The 13,058-nt window shown below is 68.6% G+C and carries 18 protein-coding genes; 5 read left to right on the top strand and 13 right to left on the bottom strand.

The window, feature by feature from the left end; genetic code table 11:
- Positions 1-27: 27 nt before the first annotated feature.
- The 12 genes from ACIREO_RS24620 to ACIREO_RS24565 all read right to left on the bottom strand — a co-directional run bounded on the left by ACIREO_RS24620 (position 28) and on the right by ACIREO_RS24565 (position 8,124).
- Complete coding sequence (locus tag ACIREO_RS24620) at positions 28-1,737, bottom strand: MFS transporter (RefSeq protein ID WP_404113808.1); 1,710 nt, start codon at positions 1,735-1,737, stop codon at positions 28-30.
- 183 nt (positions 1,738-1,920) lie between these two features.
- The gene (locus ACIREO_RS24615; RefSeq protein WP_404113806.1) at positions 1,921-2,589 is read right to left on the bottom strand and encodes a lytic polysaccharide monooxygenase; all 669 of its coding nucleotides are present in this window, start codon (positions 2,587-2,589) and stop codon (positions 1,921-1,923) included.
- 119 nt (positions 2,590-2,708) lie between these two features.
- Positions 2,709-2,987: a gas vesicle protein K gene (locus tag ACIREO_RS24610; RefSeq protein WP_404113804.1), complete on the bottom strand. Its 279-nt coding sequence runs from the start codon at positions 2,985-2,987 to the stop codon at positions 2,709-2,711.
- Positions 2,984-3,211, bottom strand: a complete 228-nt coding sequence (locus tag ACIREO_RS24605) for a gas vesicle protein (protein WP_404113803.1) — start codon at positions 3,209-3,211, stop codon at positions 2,984-2,986. The genes ACIREO_RS24610 and ACIREO_RS24605 overlap by 4 nt, the downstream gene beginning before the upstream one ends.
- A gap of 2 nt (positions 3,212-3,213) precedes the next feature.
- On the bottom strand, positions 3,214-4,032 hold the full coding sequence (locus ACIREO_RS24600) for a GvpL/GvpF family gas vesicle protein (protein WP_404113801.1): 819 nt from the start codon (positions 4,030-4,032) through the stop codon (positions 3,214-3,216).
- Positions 4,029-4,388, bottom strand: a complete 360-nt coding sequence (locus tag ACIREO_RS24595) for a gas vesicle protein (protein ID WP_404113799.1) — start codon at positions 4,386-4,388, stop codon at positions 4,029-4,031. The genes ACIREO_RS24600 and ACIREO_RS24595 overlap by 4 nt, the downstream gene beginning before the upstream one ends.
- A complete protein-coding gene (locus ACIREO_RS24590) occupies positions 4,385-5,464 on the bottom strand; it encodes an SRPBCC family protein (protein WP_404113797.1) in 1,080 nt (359 codons plus the stop codon). The genes ACIREO_RS24595 and ACIREO_RS24590 overlap by 4 nt, the downstream gene beginning before the upstream one ends.
- Positions 5,465-5,470: 6 nt before the next feature.
- A complete protein-coding gene (locus ACIREO_RS24585; protein WP_404114080.1) occupies positions 5,471-6,307 on the bottom strand; it encodes a histone protein in 837 nt (278 codons plus the stop codon).
- Positions 6,308-6,314: 7 nt separating this feature from the next.
- A complete protein-coding gene (locus ACIREO_RS24580) occupies positions 6,315-6,569 on the bottom strand; it encodes a gas vesicle protein GvpG (RefSeq protein ID WP_404113795.1) in 255 nt (84 codons plus the stop codon).
- Position 6,570: 1 nt separating this feature from the next.
- Positions 6,571-7,320, bottom strand: coding sequence for a GvpL/GvpF family gas vesicle protein (locus ACIREO_RS24575; protein WP_404113793.1), 750 nt, complete (start codon positions 7,318-7,320; stop codon positions 6,571-6,573).
- Positions 7,321-7,323: 3 nt separating this feature from the next.
- The gene (locus ACIREO_RS24570) at positions 7,324-7,770 is read right to left on the bottom strand and encodes a gas vesicle structural protein GvpA (protein ID WP_404113791.1); all 447 of its coding nucleotides are present in this window, start codon (positions 7,768-7,770) and stop codon (positions 7,324-7,326) included.
- A gap of 33 nt (positions 7,771-7,803) precedes the next feature.
- A complete protein-coding gene (locus ACIREO_RS24565) occupies positions 7,804-8,124 on the bottom strand; it encodes a gas vesicle protein (RefSeq protein ID WP_404113790.1) in 321 nt (106 codons plus the stop codon).
- 123 nt (positions 8,125-8,247) lie between these two features.
- On the opposite strand from ACIREO_RS24565, the gene ACIREO_RS24560 reads away from it, so the two are divergent.
- The 5 genes from ACIREO_RS24560 (at position 8,248) to ACIREO_RS24540 (ending at position 11,730) form a co-directional block, all read left to right on the top strand.
- A complete protein-coding gene (locus ACIREO_RS24560; protein ID WP_404113788.1) occupies positions 8,248-8,691 on the top strand; it encodes a hypothetical protein in 444 nt (147 codons plus the stop codon).
- Position 8,692: 1 nt separating this feature from the next.
- Positions 8,693-9,712 carry a PHP domain-containing protein gene (locus ACIREO_RS24555; RefSeq protein WP_404113786.1) on the top strand — a complete coding sequence of 340 codons (1,020 nt, stop codon included), beginning with the start codon at positions 8,693-8,695 and terminating at the stop codon, positions 9,710-9,712.
- 111 nt (positions 9,713-9,823) lie between these two features.
- On the top strand, positions 9,824-10,786 hold the full coding sequence (locus tag ACIREO_RS24550; RefSeq protein WP_404113784.1) for an iron-containing redox enzyme family protein: 963 nt from the start codon (positions 9,824-9,826) through the stop codon (positions 10,784-10,786).
- Between the two features lie 49 nt (positions 10,787-10,835).
- A complete protein-coding gene (locus ACIREO_RS24545) occupies positions 10,836-11,519 on the top strand; it encodes a HemK2/MTQ2 family protein methyltransferase (protein ID WP_404113782.1) in 684 nt (227 codons plus the stop codon).
- Complete coding sequence (locus tag ACIREO_RS24540) at positions 11,503-11,730, top strand: CDGSH iron-sulfur domain-containing protein (protein WP_404113780.1); 228 nt, start codon at positions 11,503-11,505, stop codon at positions 11,728-11,730. Before ACIREO_RS24545 ends, ACIREO_RS24540 begins: the two co-directional genes overlap by 17 nt.
- Before the next feature lie 6 nt (positions 11,731-11,736).
- On the opposite strand, the gene ACIREO_RS24535 is transcribed toward ACIREO_RS24540, so the two are convergent.
- Positions 11,737-12,975 (bottom strand): aromatic acid exporter family protein, encoded by a 1,239-nt coding sequence (locus ACIREO_RS24535; RefSeq protein ID WP_404113779.1) that lies wholly within the window; start codon positions 12,973-12,975, stop codon positions 11,737-11,739.
- Positions 12,976-13,058 lie beyond the last annotated feature (83 nt).

Raw genomic sequence — 13,058 nt, 5'->3', positions numbered from 1 at the left:
CGAAGGACAATGATGGCGAACGGCACCCTATCCAAGTGGAGGGGAACCTTCGCCTCCACCTCGTTCCCGTGTCGGGCGTCCGGCGTCACGCGCGTCGCCGGCGCGGTCCGTCTCCCGGTCGCCTCCGGCATCGTCCTCCTCCGACGCGTCCTGCCCCGACGCGTCCTGCCCCGACGCGTCCTGCTCCGCCACGGGCGGCCCCATGGCCCCGCCGCCGCGGAGCCGTTCGAGGTCGGAGGCACGGACCTGGATGACCAGCAGCGCGATCAGCGCGGCGACGACGGAGAAGACGGCTGCGGCGATGAACGCGCTGGAGACACCGGAAGCCAGTACCTGGTCGCCCCAAGGCGGGGGAAGTTCACCCGTCCTGCGGAACTCCAGCTGCTGGGCGGGGGTCGCCTCGGACAGGAAGCGGGGCACCTGATCCGTCGCCTCGTTGCGGCTGGCCGTTCCGAACACCGTGACCAGGATGGAAAGGCCCAGCGAACCGCCGACCTGCTGAGTCGCGTTGAGAACTCCGGACGCGGCGCCCGCCTCTCTCGGCGCCACTCCCGAGACCGCCATGAGCGTCAGCGACACGAACTGCATGCCCATACCGAATCCGAAGACCAGTATGGGACCGAGAAGGCTGCCGAGGTAGGTGCTGTGAACATCGGTCCGCGTGAGCCAGGCGAGCCCTGCCGCCGCCAGGACCGCGCCCGTCACCATGAAGGGTTTGGGACCCCATCGGGGCAGCAGCCGCGAGGCAAGGCCCGCACTGATCGCGATGATCGCGCTCACCGGCAGGAAGGCCAGCCCTGCCCGAAGCGGACTGAAGTCGAGCACGTTCTGCACGAAAAGGGTCAGGAAGAAGAACATGCCGAACATCGCCGCGGCCAGGCAGAGCATCATCCCGTAGGCGCCGGAGCGGTTACGGTCGCGGAACATACGCAGGGGCGTGATGGGCTGCCTCGACCGGCGCTCGACAAAGAGGAAGACGAACAGGAACACCACCGCGCCGCCGAAGGACGCGATGGTCACGCTGTCGCTCCAGCCGTCCTTCGATGCGCGGATGAAGCCGTAGACGAGCAGCACCATGCCGAGCGTGGAGGTGAGCGCCCCGAGGAGGTCGAAGTGGCCTGGGTGCCGCTCGGATTCCTTGATGTGGCGAGGCGTCCCGAAGGCGATCAGCAGGCCGATGGGCACATTGACGAAGAGCACCCAGCGCCAGTCGAGCCACTCCACCAGCAGGCCGCCGGCGAGCAGTCCGATCGCGCTTCCGCCCGCCGAGACCGCGGCGAACACACCGAACGCCCTGTTCCGCTCGGGTCCTTCGCGGAAGGTCGTGGTGATGAGGGACAGGGCGGTCGGTGAGGCGATCGCACCGCCGACGCCCTGGAGGGCACGCGCTGCGAGGAGTTGCCAGGAATCCTGGGAGAGTCCGCCCAGCAGCGAGGCCACCACGAAGAGCAGCACACCGAAGATGAAGACTCTGCGACGCCCGAGAATGTCGCCCAGCCGCCCGCCGAGCAGAAGCAGCCCGCCGAAGGTCAGGGTGTAGGCGTTGATCACCCACGACAGGCTCTCGGTCGAGAACCCGAGGGAGGACTGGATGTGCGGCAGGGCGATGTTCACGATGGTGACGTCGAGAACCACCATCAGCTGGCAGGAGGCGATGACGAGCAGGGCGACCCCATTGCCGTGGCCCCGCTTCGGGGATCCGGCAATCGGCGCGGACTTCGCTCGGGATCCGGTCATAGCTTTAGGTGCCAAACACGTCAGAAGTGAACGAAAATGCTCACTCGTCGACGTTAGGACGGACCCGGCCGGATCGCCAATCGATCACATGACAGACGTACACACGCTCGAACACGCGGTCGTTCGAGGACCCCGCCGGACGGGAGATTCCGGCGGGGTCGGGCGGCGGAGAGTGGAGCAGGATCAGGTGAAGTCGACGTCGCTGCAGAGGAAGTACGTCTGGTCCATGTGCGACGCCTGCCAGATCGTGTAGACGACATGACGACCACTGAGGCCCGAGGTGCTCACCGGGATCTCATAGGTCTGGCTGGGGGCATAGCTGCCGGTCTCGGCGACCAGCTGGAGGTCACCCCAGGTCAGCGCCTCCGTGGCGGGGTCGAAGCCCTGCCGGGTTACGTACACCTGGAAGTAGTCGGCACCATGACTGGCCTGGTCGTTCAGCTTCACGGTGAAGTCACCGGTGACGTCCGTGGTCTTCCACGCGCCCACTGTGTCGAGAGCGTTGTAACGTCCGCTCTCCGCCCGGCCGCCGCTGCACAGCTGACCGTCGGGCACGGCGGCCGGGAAGTTGCCGCCGGATCCGTTGCGGTACAGCCCGTTCCAGTTCCACATGGCATTGGGGTCGGCCTGCCACGCCTGCCAGCACATGGGGTCTTCCTGCTCCATGGCCGGGTTCTGGAAGTCATCGCCCCAGCGCAGCCAGCAGCCGTAGTTGCGGGAGGCCGGGTCGACGACGGAGCCATGGGCGCTCGCGGTGCCCGTCCACGGGAGGAGACAGAGAACGGCGGCGACGAACACGCCGCCGAGGCGCAGCGCCCAGGCGCGTAAATTGACGCGATCATGACATATCATGGATGCGATCTCCATCTGTGGGGAGGAGGGGGATTCATCGACGTGGGAGCGCTCCCGCGCCACTTGGGCTTTGCCCCGCCGAGCTCACCTCAAACATGCTCGACGTGATATCCCTCACGTCAATCGCGGGGCAGAAGGGATCCCAGCGGACCGAGGTCCAGGTTGAGGTCTTCGGGACGCACTCCGTGCTGCTCGCAGAGCTCCGCCATCCGCTGGTCGAGCAGCATGAGCGTGGTGCCGATCTCGTCCACCTGGCCGTCGGTGAGGTCCCCCTGATCGATTCGGCGAATGGCCTGCCGCTCCATCAGCTGGCGCAGCAGTTCCACCACTGTCAGCACCAGTGCCACGAGATCGTGCCCCAGCTGGTCCGAGTCGACGTCGAGTCGTGAGGTGGTCACAGCGGGCCTCCGTCCGCCCAGGGAGCCGGAACTCGTTCGTTGACGGAGGAAAGCAGGGCATGGAGCGACAACCGCACGAGCGGTACGTCCGCGATCGCGATCACCAGGTCACCGCTGATCACCACGCCTGTCGCCAGGACCCGGTCAAGCAGGTCGACGAGGGGCACCCCGATGGGGCCGCTCAGCGGCTCGGGGTTGTCCCAGGGGACCACGTCGCGTTCCATCTCTACACCTCACCGACGAAGGAGTACGGCACCCATGGTCCGGAGATGTCGATCCGGGCACCGGTCGCGTCCCGCAGTGTCCGGGTGAGCGTCCGAAGCTCGGCTCCGCGGTGCTCCGCCACGAGGTAGGTGGCGTTGAGCACCTGGACGCTGCCCTTTCCCACGAGTTCGGGAGCGTGCAACCGCAGCCGGCGTCCCGCGGCAGCCACGTTCCCGAATGCCGCATCCACTGTTTCGGCGAGCCGGAGGGCGTCCTCATGCCGCTGTTCGCGCCGCGCCTGCACTCCTCGCTTGCGTTCCAGATAGGCCAGACCGGCTCCGGGGGCCGGGCGGGAACGTGCGGCCGGCGTCTCCGGCTGGAGCGGAGCGGAGCTCGGGCCGGGCACCGGGAAATCGGTAACGTAGACCTTCACTCCCCATTCCGAGTGCCCCGCCGTGCGCTCCAGAGCGGTGCTGAAGCGGACGGTCTCGTCGAGGAGAGCCTGCCGGGCCCGGGCCTCTCCGTGGTAGAGCGTGGCGAGCGGAAGAGGGACGGTGGGGCACGAGGCGGCAGCCGCCGACACCACGTCGTGGTGTGCGCGTGCGTACCGCTCCAGCTCGTCCCGGTCCGACATCCGGGCCTGCCACACCTCGTCCGTGAAATCGGCCGCCCGGACGGTCTGCACGATCGCGGTCAGCTCGCCGAAACGCAGCAGGCGCAGCGGCTCGCCCGCCGCGACACCCGGCAGGTCCGCGAACACTGCCGGATCCGGTGCGTCGCACACCGCGAATACATAAAGGGCACTTCTGTCCGAAGGCTGTCCGGGTCCCCGCTCGGTCATGTGGTTCGATTCTCCCTGCTCATCAGTTTGTCCGATGTCTCCTCCGTCTTGGACTCGAGCGCTTCCAGACGCTCGCGCAGTTCACGGTTCTCGTCCAAGAGGGAATCGCGGGCAGCGCGCGAACTCAGCGCGGGATCCGTCTCCCACCAGTCGATACCGGCCTTCTTCGCGGTATCGACGGAGGCCACGAAAAGGCGAAGACGGATGGTGAGCAGCTCGATGTCGAGGAGGTCGATCTTGATGTCGCCCGCGATGACGATTCCCTTGTCGAGGACACGTTCGAGGATGTCAGCGAGATTGGTGTTCTGCGGCCCCGGAATGGGGTACGCCTCCCGCCCGAGGTCGAGATCAGTCACCTCGACGCCCTCCGTCCGCGTCGCTTCCTGGGGGCGGGCTCCTCTTCTTCCTCTTCCTCGTCATCGGGCTCTTCTTCTTCGTCCTCGTCTTCGGGCTCTTCGTCTTCCTCTTCTTCGTCTTCCTCTTCTTCGTCTTCGGGTTCCTCGTCGTCCTCGTACTCCTCCTCGTCCTCCGGCTCCTCTTCTTCTTCCTCCCCCTCCGGCTCCTCTTCGTCCTCGTAGTCCGAGTCCTCGGACTCCTCGTTCTCGGCTTCCTCCTTCTCCTCCGCCTCCTCGTGCGTCATGACGACTTCCCCGTCGCGGATCTCGCCGCGCCAGCCCTCGGGTTCCTCATCGGTGAGCGTGACGAACCGCTGGAAGTGTTTGAAGTCGAGTCGCATGCGCCGGCCCTGTACCCGCCACAGGTTGCCGGTCTTCTCGAAGAATCCCGAGGGGTAGTACTCGATCACCAGGACGATCCGGGTGAGGCTCGGTGCCAGTTCATGGAAGCTGACACAACCACGCGTGGAACCCTTGGCTCCCTCGGATGTCCACACGATGCGGTCGTCAGGAATCTGCTCCTGGACCGTCGCCTTGAACCCGCGCGAGGAAGGACCGATCTTGACCTTCCAGTCGCTCGACATCTCCTCATCCATCGAGACGCTCTGAACGCCCTTGGTGAAGCTGCCGAATTTGTCATAACGCGTCCAGTGGTCATACGCGTCTCGCAGCGGCACACCCACATCGAGGACCTCGATGATGTTCATCGATTTACCTCCACCGGACTGGGTCTTTCCCTTCCCGCCCCCGAACGCGTCCTTGGCTTTGTCCACGACTTTGTCCTTGGCGTCTCCAGCCTTCTCGGAGACAAAGGCCTTCACCGGGGATTCGCCTTGCATGACGCGAGAGGCGATCGAGGGCAGCGAGCCGCCGTTCTCGGCGACGTCGGTGAGCTGCCCCGTGAGACCGGTCAGCTTGTCGCCGGCCTTCTGCGCGAGCTTCCCGGTCTGTGCGCCGACGAAGTTCGAGAGCTCCTCGCGAAGGCGGTCCATGCCCGATGCTTCCGACTCGGGCCCGTCCTTGTCCTTGCTGGCCATTGCTGCCTACCTTCGCCGTGCGCCGCGCTGGGACGCGGCTCGCTTCGATGACGTCGCCTTCTTGGCTGGAGCGCTCTTCTTGGCCGACGACTTCTTGGCCGGCGCCGCCTTCTTCGCCGGAGTCGACTTCTTGGCCGGCGCCGCCTTCTTCGCCGCCGCCTTCTTGGCCGCCGCCTTCTTGGCCGGTGCCGGCTTCTTCGCTGCGCTCTTCTTGGCAGCAGCCTTCTTCGCTCCGGCCTTCTCCGCCGGTGCCTTCTTGGCGGCGGCCTTCTTCGCAGCGGGCTGCTTCTTCGCCGCCGCTTTCCTGTCGGCTGCCTCATCGGAGGGCTTGTCCCGGCGAGGGCTCGGCCGCGGCTCCTCCGGCTCCTCCTCGTCGTCCTCTTCTCCTTCTTCTTCCTCCCCGTCTTCTTCCGGTTCGTCGTCCTCGTCCTCTTCTTCGTCTTCCTCCTCGTCGTCCTCCGGTTGCTCTTCCTCGTCCTCGTACTCCTCGTCCTCGTACTCCTCGTCCTCGGGCTCGTCCTCCTCGTCGGACTCCCCGAGCCGCGCCGTCCGGTCACTGAGGGCGTCGGCCAGCGAGTTCATGCCCCGGTCCGCCGCCGCTGTCAGTGCCTTCCTGCCGGAGCCGAGGACCTCGCCCTTCAACTGGTCCTGAAGTTCGGCGAACTGCGGCATCTCGCCCAGTCGGCGCATACCTTCGGCGGCGAGCTGGCGCGGCTCCAGGCCGAAGCGCCTGCCTGCCAGATAGGTCGCGACGGAGAGCGCCACGCGCCCCTTCTTCGTGCGACCGAGTACGTATCCGCCCACAACAGCTGCTGCGAGCGTCACCTTTGTCTGATCTTCCATGAGTAAGTCACCTTCGATGGCTCGGCGCGGGGCGGGCTTGTCCGGCATAGAGCCGGTCGAGCAGCTCCGCCTCTTCCCGTTCGAACTCCTCCAGGCCGACGTTGCCGTCCTCGAGCTCCTGGTTCAGCGCGGCGAGCTGGGCCCGGATCACGCCCGGATCGTGCAGCTCGCGGTCGGCCGCGTCATTCACTTTCTCGGCCACCCAGATCACGCCGCGGACCGGCGCGAGGGGCAGCAGGAGCAGGCCGGTGAACAGTCCCATGTCAGACCCTCGAGACCGTCGGCCGTGGAGCACGGGAGGGGACGAAGCTGTAGCAGGGCAGCGGACCTGCGACGCGAAGCTCGACGCGCTCCCTGTGCGCGTCGGCGAACCGCCGCGCCGTTGCCCGGAAGGCGTCGCTCTCCTTCCGGTCGACGAGAAACGACACGTTGAGGGCACATCCGTGAACCTCAGGACCGGCAGCGACCGCGCGGGCCATGGGAGTGAGCTGGTGAAGGAGCTTCTTCCCGGCCTCGGCCGCCCGGCGGGACAGCGCGGTCGCCACGGCCTCACCGAGCCGGACGTTGGCCTCGTAGCCGGGGCGGCGGCGGACCTCGTCGCGCAGACGCCGTACGTTCTTCTCCTCGGCGACGACAGCGGCGAGCGCGTCCTGGGCGGGGAGCGCCTTCACGTTGATCTCCACGCTTCGGTCGAGGTGGTGAAGGGCCGCGAGGTGCTCGGTCTGCGATCCGTCCAGCTGGGCACAGACCGACGCCTCGTCCGGTGCGATCACGCCGAACCGCATGGGCAGCACGGGACCGCTGTCCGAGAGGCGCAGCAGCAGCTCCTGGTGCGCCATCAGGTCTCTGCGGCGCGCCCGCAGTTGCTGTGGCGCGTCGCTCACGACGGCGGTGACGCGCCCGTCGCCGACCAGCCACAGCGGGGCTGGAGGGCTGCCCACGCCGACCGCGTCGGCCGGAAGCTTCGCTCCCGCCGGGATGATCGCGTACACGTACACACGGTTCTCGGTCACGGCTCACGCCTCCGCGCGTTGGCGTCGGCTCGCCCCGTCGCGGGCGGGCGCCCTGCGCTTCTTCGGCCGCTCTTCCTTCTCGTCGTCGTCATCGTCACCGCTCCCCACGGCCTTGCGGACCGAGTCACCGACGGACTCCGCGGCCTTCCGCACCTTGCGCTTGCCTACCGACTTGGCGGCGCGTCCACCGAGCAGTTCGGGGATGGTGGTGCTGCCCGAGTCGCGCTCCAGGTCGAGCCGGTTGCACGCCTCGGCGAAGCGCAGGTAGGTGTCCACACTCGCGACGACGATGCGCGCGTCTATCTTGAGGATCTCGATGCCGACCAGCGACACCCGGATGAAGATGTCGATGACCATGCCCCGGTCGAGGATGAGTTCCAGAACGTCATAGAGCGTGCCGGCCCTGGGCGGGCAGGGTGCGACTTCATCGGCGTACATGGTCGTGGTCATGGAGGGTCCTTCCGGGTGAGAGGCGACAACGGGTCATTCGTCGGCGGAGCCACGCCGGTAGCGGCGGACTCGGCTGTACTCCATGAGTTCGCCCCGCTCATCGATCTGCACCTCGTAGGAGGCCAGCAGGCTCGTGGTGTCCGGGATGCGGGGGACTTCGAGCACGTCGACGACGACACACCATCCGTCGTCGTTCCGCCGCACGGCCGACACCCCCTCCGAGGGGTGACAGATCAGTCTTTCCAGGCTCTCGCAGGCAGCACGTGCAGCGTGCTCGGGCCCGCGTCGGGACGAGGAGCGTGGGGCTGCCGTTTTCGCTGTGGCCCCGGATCGGGCGCGACGGTTCTCTGCCATGAGATCCAGTCTGATCAGAATCGGTTCCGGCGCACCTCGGCCGACGGGCGGGCGAGCCAGGATGCTCACCCTTTCGCCGTTCCGGCGGGACGCATCGCCCTGGACGCGTGCACAGTCGTAGGCATGAGTGAGAGCCGTGGCCCCGCCGGGCCCGATGAAGAGCACGTACGGCCGTTCGGGGCCGGTGACACGACCGTCGAGGCGCTCGGAGCGCTGACGCAGGCGCTGGAGGGGGTGGAGCGTGCCCGGGGGCAGCTCTACGGATTCCATCAGCTCACGGGCGGTGCGGATCTGACGCTGGACCGGGTCGTCGAGCTCCTCCGGATGGGTGGCCACGCGGAGCAGGCGGACCTTGTGGAGCGGGAGATCCTGGGCCGCAACGTCATCCCCGGCTGCTGGACCTTTCAGATCGTCGAGGCGTACGACGACACGTACTACCGGCCGTTCGTCGCGGTCGAGGAGCGGGTGCGCCGGGAGCTCGTGGGAGGGCGGCGCCACCTCTACGAGGCGGAGATGAAGGAAGCCCGCCGTACGCACGGGCACCCTCATCACACCGCGCGGCCCTGAGATGGATCCGGCAGAGGCACTGCGGCGGATCGCGTTCCTTCTGGAGCGGTCCCAGGCAGCGACGTACCGGGTGAAGGCCTTCCGCACGGCGGCGGAGGCGATCAGTTCCATGGACGGCGAGGAGGTCGCCCAGCGGGTGGCGCACGGTTCGCTGGAGACGGTGCGCGGCATCGGGCCGAAGACGGCCAGGGTGATCCATGAGGCGATGGAGGGGGCGACGCCCGGCTATCTCGAAGCCCTGGAGGAAGAGGCGTCCGCACCGTTGGCCTCGGGCGGCGAGTCGCTGCTGGCCGCCCTGCGAGGGGACTGCCATCTCCACTCGGACTGGTCCGACGGGGGCAGCCCCATCGCGGAGATGGGCCGGACGGCTGCCGAGCTGGGCCATGAGTGGGCAGTGCTCACCGACCACTCCCCCAGGCTCACCGTGGCCAACGGGCTCTCGACCGAGCGCCTCCTCGATCAGCTGTCCGTGGTGGCGGAGCTCAACGAGCGGTGGGCGCCTTTTCGCCTGCTCACCGGAATCGAGTGCGACATCCTCGACGACGGCTCGCTGGACCAGGATCCTGACGTGCTGGAGCGGCTCGATGTGGTGGTCGTCTCGGTCCACTCGAAGCTGCGGATGGACGCGGCGGCGATGACCGAGCGAATGCTCGCCGCCGTACGCGATCCGCACGCGGACATCCTGGGGCACTGCACGGGGCGCCTCCTCGGCGGGAAGAAGCGGCCCCCGTCGGAGTTCGACGCCGGCCGAGTCTTCGCGGCGTGCGCCGAGGCCGGGACGGCGGTGGAGATCAACTGCCGCCCGGAGCGGCTCGATCCCCCACGCGACCTGCTCCGGCAGGCCGTCGCTTCGGGTGCTCTCCTCTCGATCGACACCGACGCCCACGCGCCGGGGCAGCTGGACTGGCAGCCGTACGGGTGCGCTCGGGCGGAGGAGTGCGGAGTGCCCGTGGACCGTGTCGTCACCACCTGGCCCGTGGAACGGCTCCTGTCCTGGACGGCGGAGAAGCCCGGCCGGTAGTGCCCTGGGCCAGGGTGCGCCGGTGCGGACAGGCTGGTCGCGGGCGTTCGGCGTAGAGTCGATCACGGTCGTCCATGTGACTCCGGGGCATGCCGGGGCAGGAGGAAAGCCATGTCACGTCACCGCACAGGACCTGCCCTTCCGCGAGCACGCGGCGCGCTCTCCGCAGGTGTGATCGGCTACCTGCAGGACAGCGGCCCTCTGCCGGATCCGGAAGGGGCGCGGGCCGCCGAGCCGTACGGCGACGACCTGCAACTCTCGCTCTACGTCTGCTACGAGCTGCACTATCGCGGGTTCAGCGGCGTACGCCCCGAACTGGAGTGGGATCCGCCCCTTCTCGCGGTACGCGCCGCGTTGGAGGACCGTTTCCTGACGGCGCTGCGGCTCGACGCGCCCGTGGACGCCGGCCTTGAGGATGTCCTGGACAGGCTTCTGGTGGAACCGGTCCGCGGATCCGGCGTCTCCTGGTTCCTCCAGGACCGTGGCGAGCTTCGCCACCTGCGCGAATACGCGGTGCAGCGCTCGCTGTACCACCTCAAGGAGGCCGACCCGCATGCCTGGGTGCTGCCACGGCTCAGTGGGCGGGCCAAGGCGGGCATGGCAGCGATCGAGTACGACGAGTTCGGCGCCGGGCGAGCGGACCGCGTCCACGCCCGGTTGTTCGCCGACCTCATGACGGATCTGGGCCTCGACAGCGCGTACGGACGCTATCTGGACGAGGGCTGCGCGCCCATGCTGGCCCTGGTGAACCTGATGTCGCTGTTCGGTCTGCACCGTCGGCTGCGCGGGGCTCTGGTGGGTCACTTCGGCGCTGTGGAGATCACCTCCTCCCCCGCGTCGCGGCGTCTCGCCGACGCCATGAAACGCACCGGCGCGGGCCCCGCGGCGGAGTTCTTCTACACCGAGCACGTCGAAGCGGACGCGGTGCACGAGCAGGTGGTGCGCCGCGACGTGATCGGCGGTCTGCTCGACGACGAACCCGAACTGGCGGCAGACATCGCGTTCGGCGTCACCGCCACCTCGTTCCTCGAGGACCGGCTCGGCGACCGGCTGCTCACGGGCTGGCAGGCCTGAACCACCGCCCTGATCCGTACCGTCGGCGAAGCACCGAATGGAGTCACAGATGTCCGCAGACATGGCCGAGGGCACCCGTAACGCCCGCTTGATGACTCTTCCGGGGGTGTACGCGCCCCAGCACGACACTCTCCTGCTCCTGGCGGCACTCAACCGGGAGGACATCGGTCCGAACACCGAGGTCCTGGATGTCGGCACGGGCAGCGGCGCCCTCGCTCTGCACGCCGCGCGGCGGGGAGCGCGGGTGACGGCCGTGGACGTCGCGTGGCGGGCGCTGGTGACCGCCCGGCTGAACGCACTGCTGCACCGTCGGCATATCACCGTGCAGCGCAGCGATCTCCTCTCGGCACTGCCCGGCCGGTCCTACGACCTGGTGATCTGCAACCCGCCCTATGTGCCGTCCCCCCTGGGCCGGCTCCCCGGGCACGGTGCGGCGCGGGCCTGGGAGGCCGGGCGCGACGGGCGGGCGATCCTGGACAGGGTGTGTGAGACCGCCCCGGCCGCGCTGCGCCCCGGAGGCCGCCTCCTCCTCGTGCACTCCGGCCTGTGCGACAGCGAAGCCACCCTCCGGCGTCTCTCGGATGCCGGGCTGCGGGCCTGTGTCAGTCACCGCGCCCTGGTTCCCCTCGGGCCCGTGCTGCGCTCCAGACTGCGGTGGCTTCGGGAAGCGGGCCTGGTGGACCAGGGAGAGACGTCGGAGGAACTGGTGGTCATCCGTGCCGAACAAGCCTGAAAACCCGTGCCGGATCACCCTCGGAGACGAGGGGCCTCTCCTGGTCGAAGGGCCCGTGGAAGTCACCTGCGCGGACGGCAGCGTGGCCGTCTCCGACCGGTTCGTCGTGGCCGTCTGCATGTGCCGGCGCAGCCGGATGTACCCGTGGTGCGACACCAGCCACCGGCGCCGGACGCGGCCCGGCGACGAGCCCCGCGGTTCGGCGGGCTGACGTCCCTCACTCACCGGCCCTCGGACGGAACTGCGTCACGCCGCGCAGCCGGCGGGACACCTCCCGCAGCCGTGGGTGGTGTTCGTGGGCCTGGGCGGAGCGGCGGTCCAGTTCCTCGGCCAGGCGCTCCGTGCGCTTGTCGATGTCGAGCTCGTCGAGGATGCGGTCGACCTCCGCGAGCAGTGCGCCGTGCAGCTGCCACTGCCTCGGGTGCTCCTGGACGTCTTCGAGCAGCAGGTCCGCCACGCGGTCGCGAGTCGTGCGACTGCGGGCGAGCGCGTCGGCCAGGCGCTCCTCGGCCTCCTCTCCGCTCTCGGCCATCGGCGTGGTGATCATCAGCGCGAAGCCCTCGATGGCGTCGGACATGTGCCCGAACAGCTCCCTGAGGTTCATGGCCACGTCCTCGGGGAAGAGCGCTTCACCGGTGCGCTCCTTGGCGAGGTCGGTCAGTGTGCGGGTCAGGACGCGCAGCACCACTGCGCAGATCTCCAGCGTGTCGAGCCCGGTCCGCAGGACGACACGGTAGAGCAGCCCCTGCTTGACGCGTGGGTTGAGCATCAGGCTCTCCTCGGCCTGCCTCAGGGAGCCGTCGACCTCCACGATGTCGTGGTCCAGACGGCGGGCTTCGTGCAGCCGGGCGGCGGCCTCCCGCACGGGGTGGTTGCCGCCGATCTCCTCACCGAGGGCCCGGAACATCTTTCCCATCCGCGCCCCCAGGCCGCCGATGGAGGCGCCCGCCGACTCGACCCAGACGGGCGGTGCCAGGAGGAGGTTGAAGAGCAGACCGACTCCCGCGCCGATCAGCGTCTCCAGCACGCGCTCCCAGGCTGTGTCGGCGACCTGGGCGACGCCGAGGACGAGCATTGCGCTGATGGCCACCTCCGGCACGAACTCGTTGACCCGGACCAGTCGTCCGACCAGCAGGGAGGTGAAGATGGTCAGCCCGAGAGTCCACCAGCTCAGGCCCACCAGGGAGCTGAACCCGCTGGCGATGAGGACCCCGACGACGACGGCGTTCACACGCCTGATCCCGGTGGTGAGTGTGGCGTACAGCGTCACCTGCACCACGAGGAGGGCGGTGAGGGGGGCGGTGAGCGGGGCCGGGTGCGGTTCGGGCAGCACTGCCTGGGCCACGGCGAAGGCGATGACGGCCGCTGCCGTCGACCGCAGCGTCTGGGCCGCGACCGGTTCGGTGGTGCGCTGGACGAGTTTGACGACGGGCTCGGGCGTGGAAACGGCAGGCATTCCTTGACGGTGCCCCGTTCCCCGGCCCCCCAGTGCTTCGGGGGCCGGGCGGACTCCGTACGGACGTACGCGTGCCCCCATCG

The organism is Streptomyces sp. NPDC102441 (assembly GCF_044765585.1).
Taxonomy (GTDB): Bacteria; Actinomycetota; Actinomycetes; order Streptomycetales; family Streptomycetaceae; genus Streptomyces.
This window is presented reverse-complemented; position numbering and strand designations above follow the sequence as displayed.

What these genes read in the sequence shown, in the direction of transcription:
- ACIREO_RS24620 (WP_404113808.1), bottom strand. Translation starts at nt 1,737, where the DNA reads ATGACCGGATCCCGAGCGAAGTCCGCGCCGATTGCCGGATCCCCGAAG.
- ACIREO_RS24615 (WP_404113806.1), bottom strand. Translation starts at nt 2,589, where the DNA reads ATGATATGTCATGATCGCGTCAATTTACGCGCCTGGGCGCTGCGCCTC.
- ACIREO_RS24605 (WP_404113803.1), bottom strand. Translation starts at nt 3,211, where the DNA reads ATGGAACGCGACGTGGTCCCCTGGGACAACCCCGAGCCGCTGAGCGGC.
- ACIREO_RS24600 (WP_404113801.1), bottom strand. Translation starts at nt 4,032, where the DNA reads ATGACCGAGCGGGGACCCGGACAGCCTTCGGACAGAAGTGCCCTTTAT.
- ACIREO_RS24590 (WP_404113797.1), bottom strand. Translation starts at nt 5,464, where the DNA reads ATGGCCAGCAAGGACAAGGACGGGCCCGAGTCGGAAGCATCGGGCATG.
- ACIREO_RS24585 (WP_404114080.1), bottom strand. Translation starts at nt 6,307, where the DNA reads ATGGAAGATCAGACAAAGGTGACGCTCGCAGCAGCTGTTGTGGGCGGA.
- ACIREO_RS24580 (WP_404113795.1), bottom strand. Translation starts at nt 6,569, where the DNA reads ATGGGACTGTTCACCGGCCTGCTCCTGCTGCCCCTCGCGCCGGTCCGC.
- ACIREO_RS24570 (WP_404113791.1), bottom strand. Translation starts at nt 7,770, where the DNA reads ATGACCACGACCATGTACGCCGATGAAGTCGCACCCTGCCCGCCCAGG.
- ACIREO_RS24565 (WP_404113790.1), bottom strand. Translation starts at nt 8,124, where the DNA reads ATGGCAGAGAACCGTCGCGCCCGATCCGGGGCCACAGCGAAAACGGCA.
- ACIREO_RS24560 (WP_404113788.1), top strand. Translation starts at nt 8,248, where the DNA reads ATGAGTGAGAGCCGTGGCCCCGCCGGGCCCGATGAAGAGCACGTACGG.
- ACIREO_RS24555 (WP_404113786.1), top strand. Translation starts at nt 8,693, where the DNA reads ATGGATCCGGCAGAGGCACTGCGGCGGATCGCGTTCCTTCTGGAGCGG.
- ACIREO_RS24550 (WP_404113784.1), top strand. Translation starts at nt 9,824, where the DNA reads ATGTCACGTCACCGCACAGGACCTGCCCTTCCGCGAGCACGCGGCGCG.
- ACIREO_RS24545 (WP_404113782.1), top strand. Translation starts at nt 10,836, where the DNA reads ATGTCCGCAGACATGGCCGAGGGCACCCGTAACGCCCGCTTGATGACT.
- ACIREO_RS24535 (WP_404113779.1), bottom strand. Translation starts at nt 12,975, where the DNA reads ATGCCTGCCGTTTCCACGCCCGAGCCCGTCGTCAAACTCGTCCAGCGC.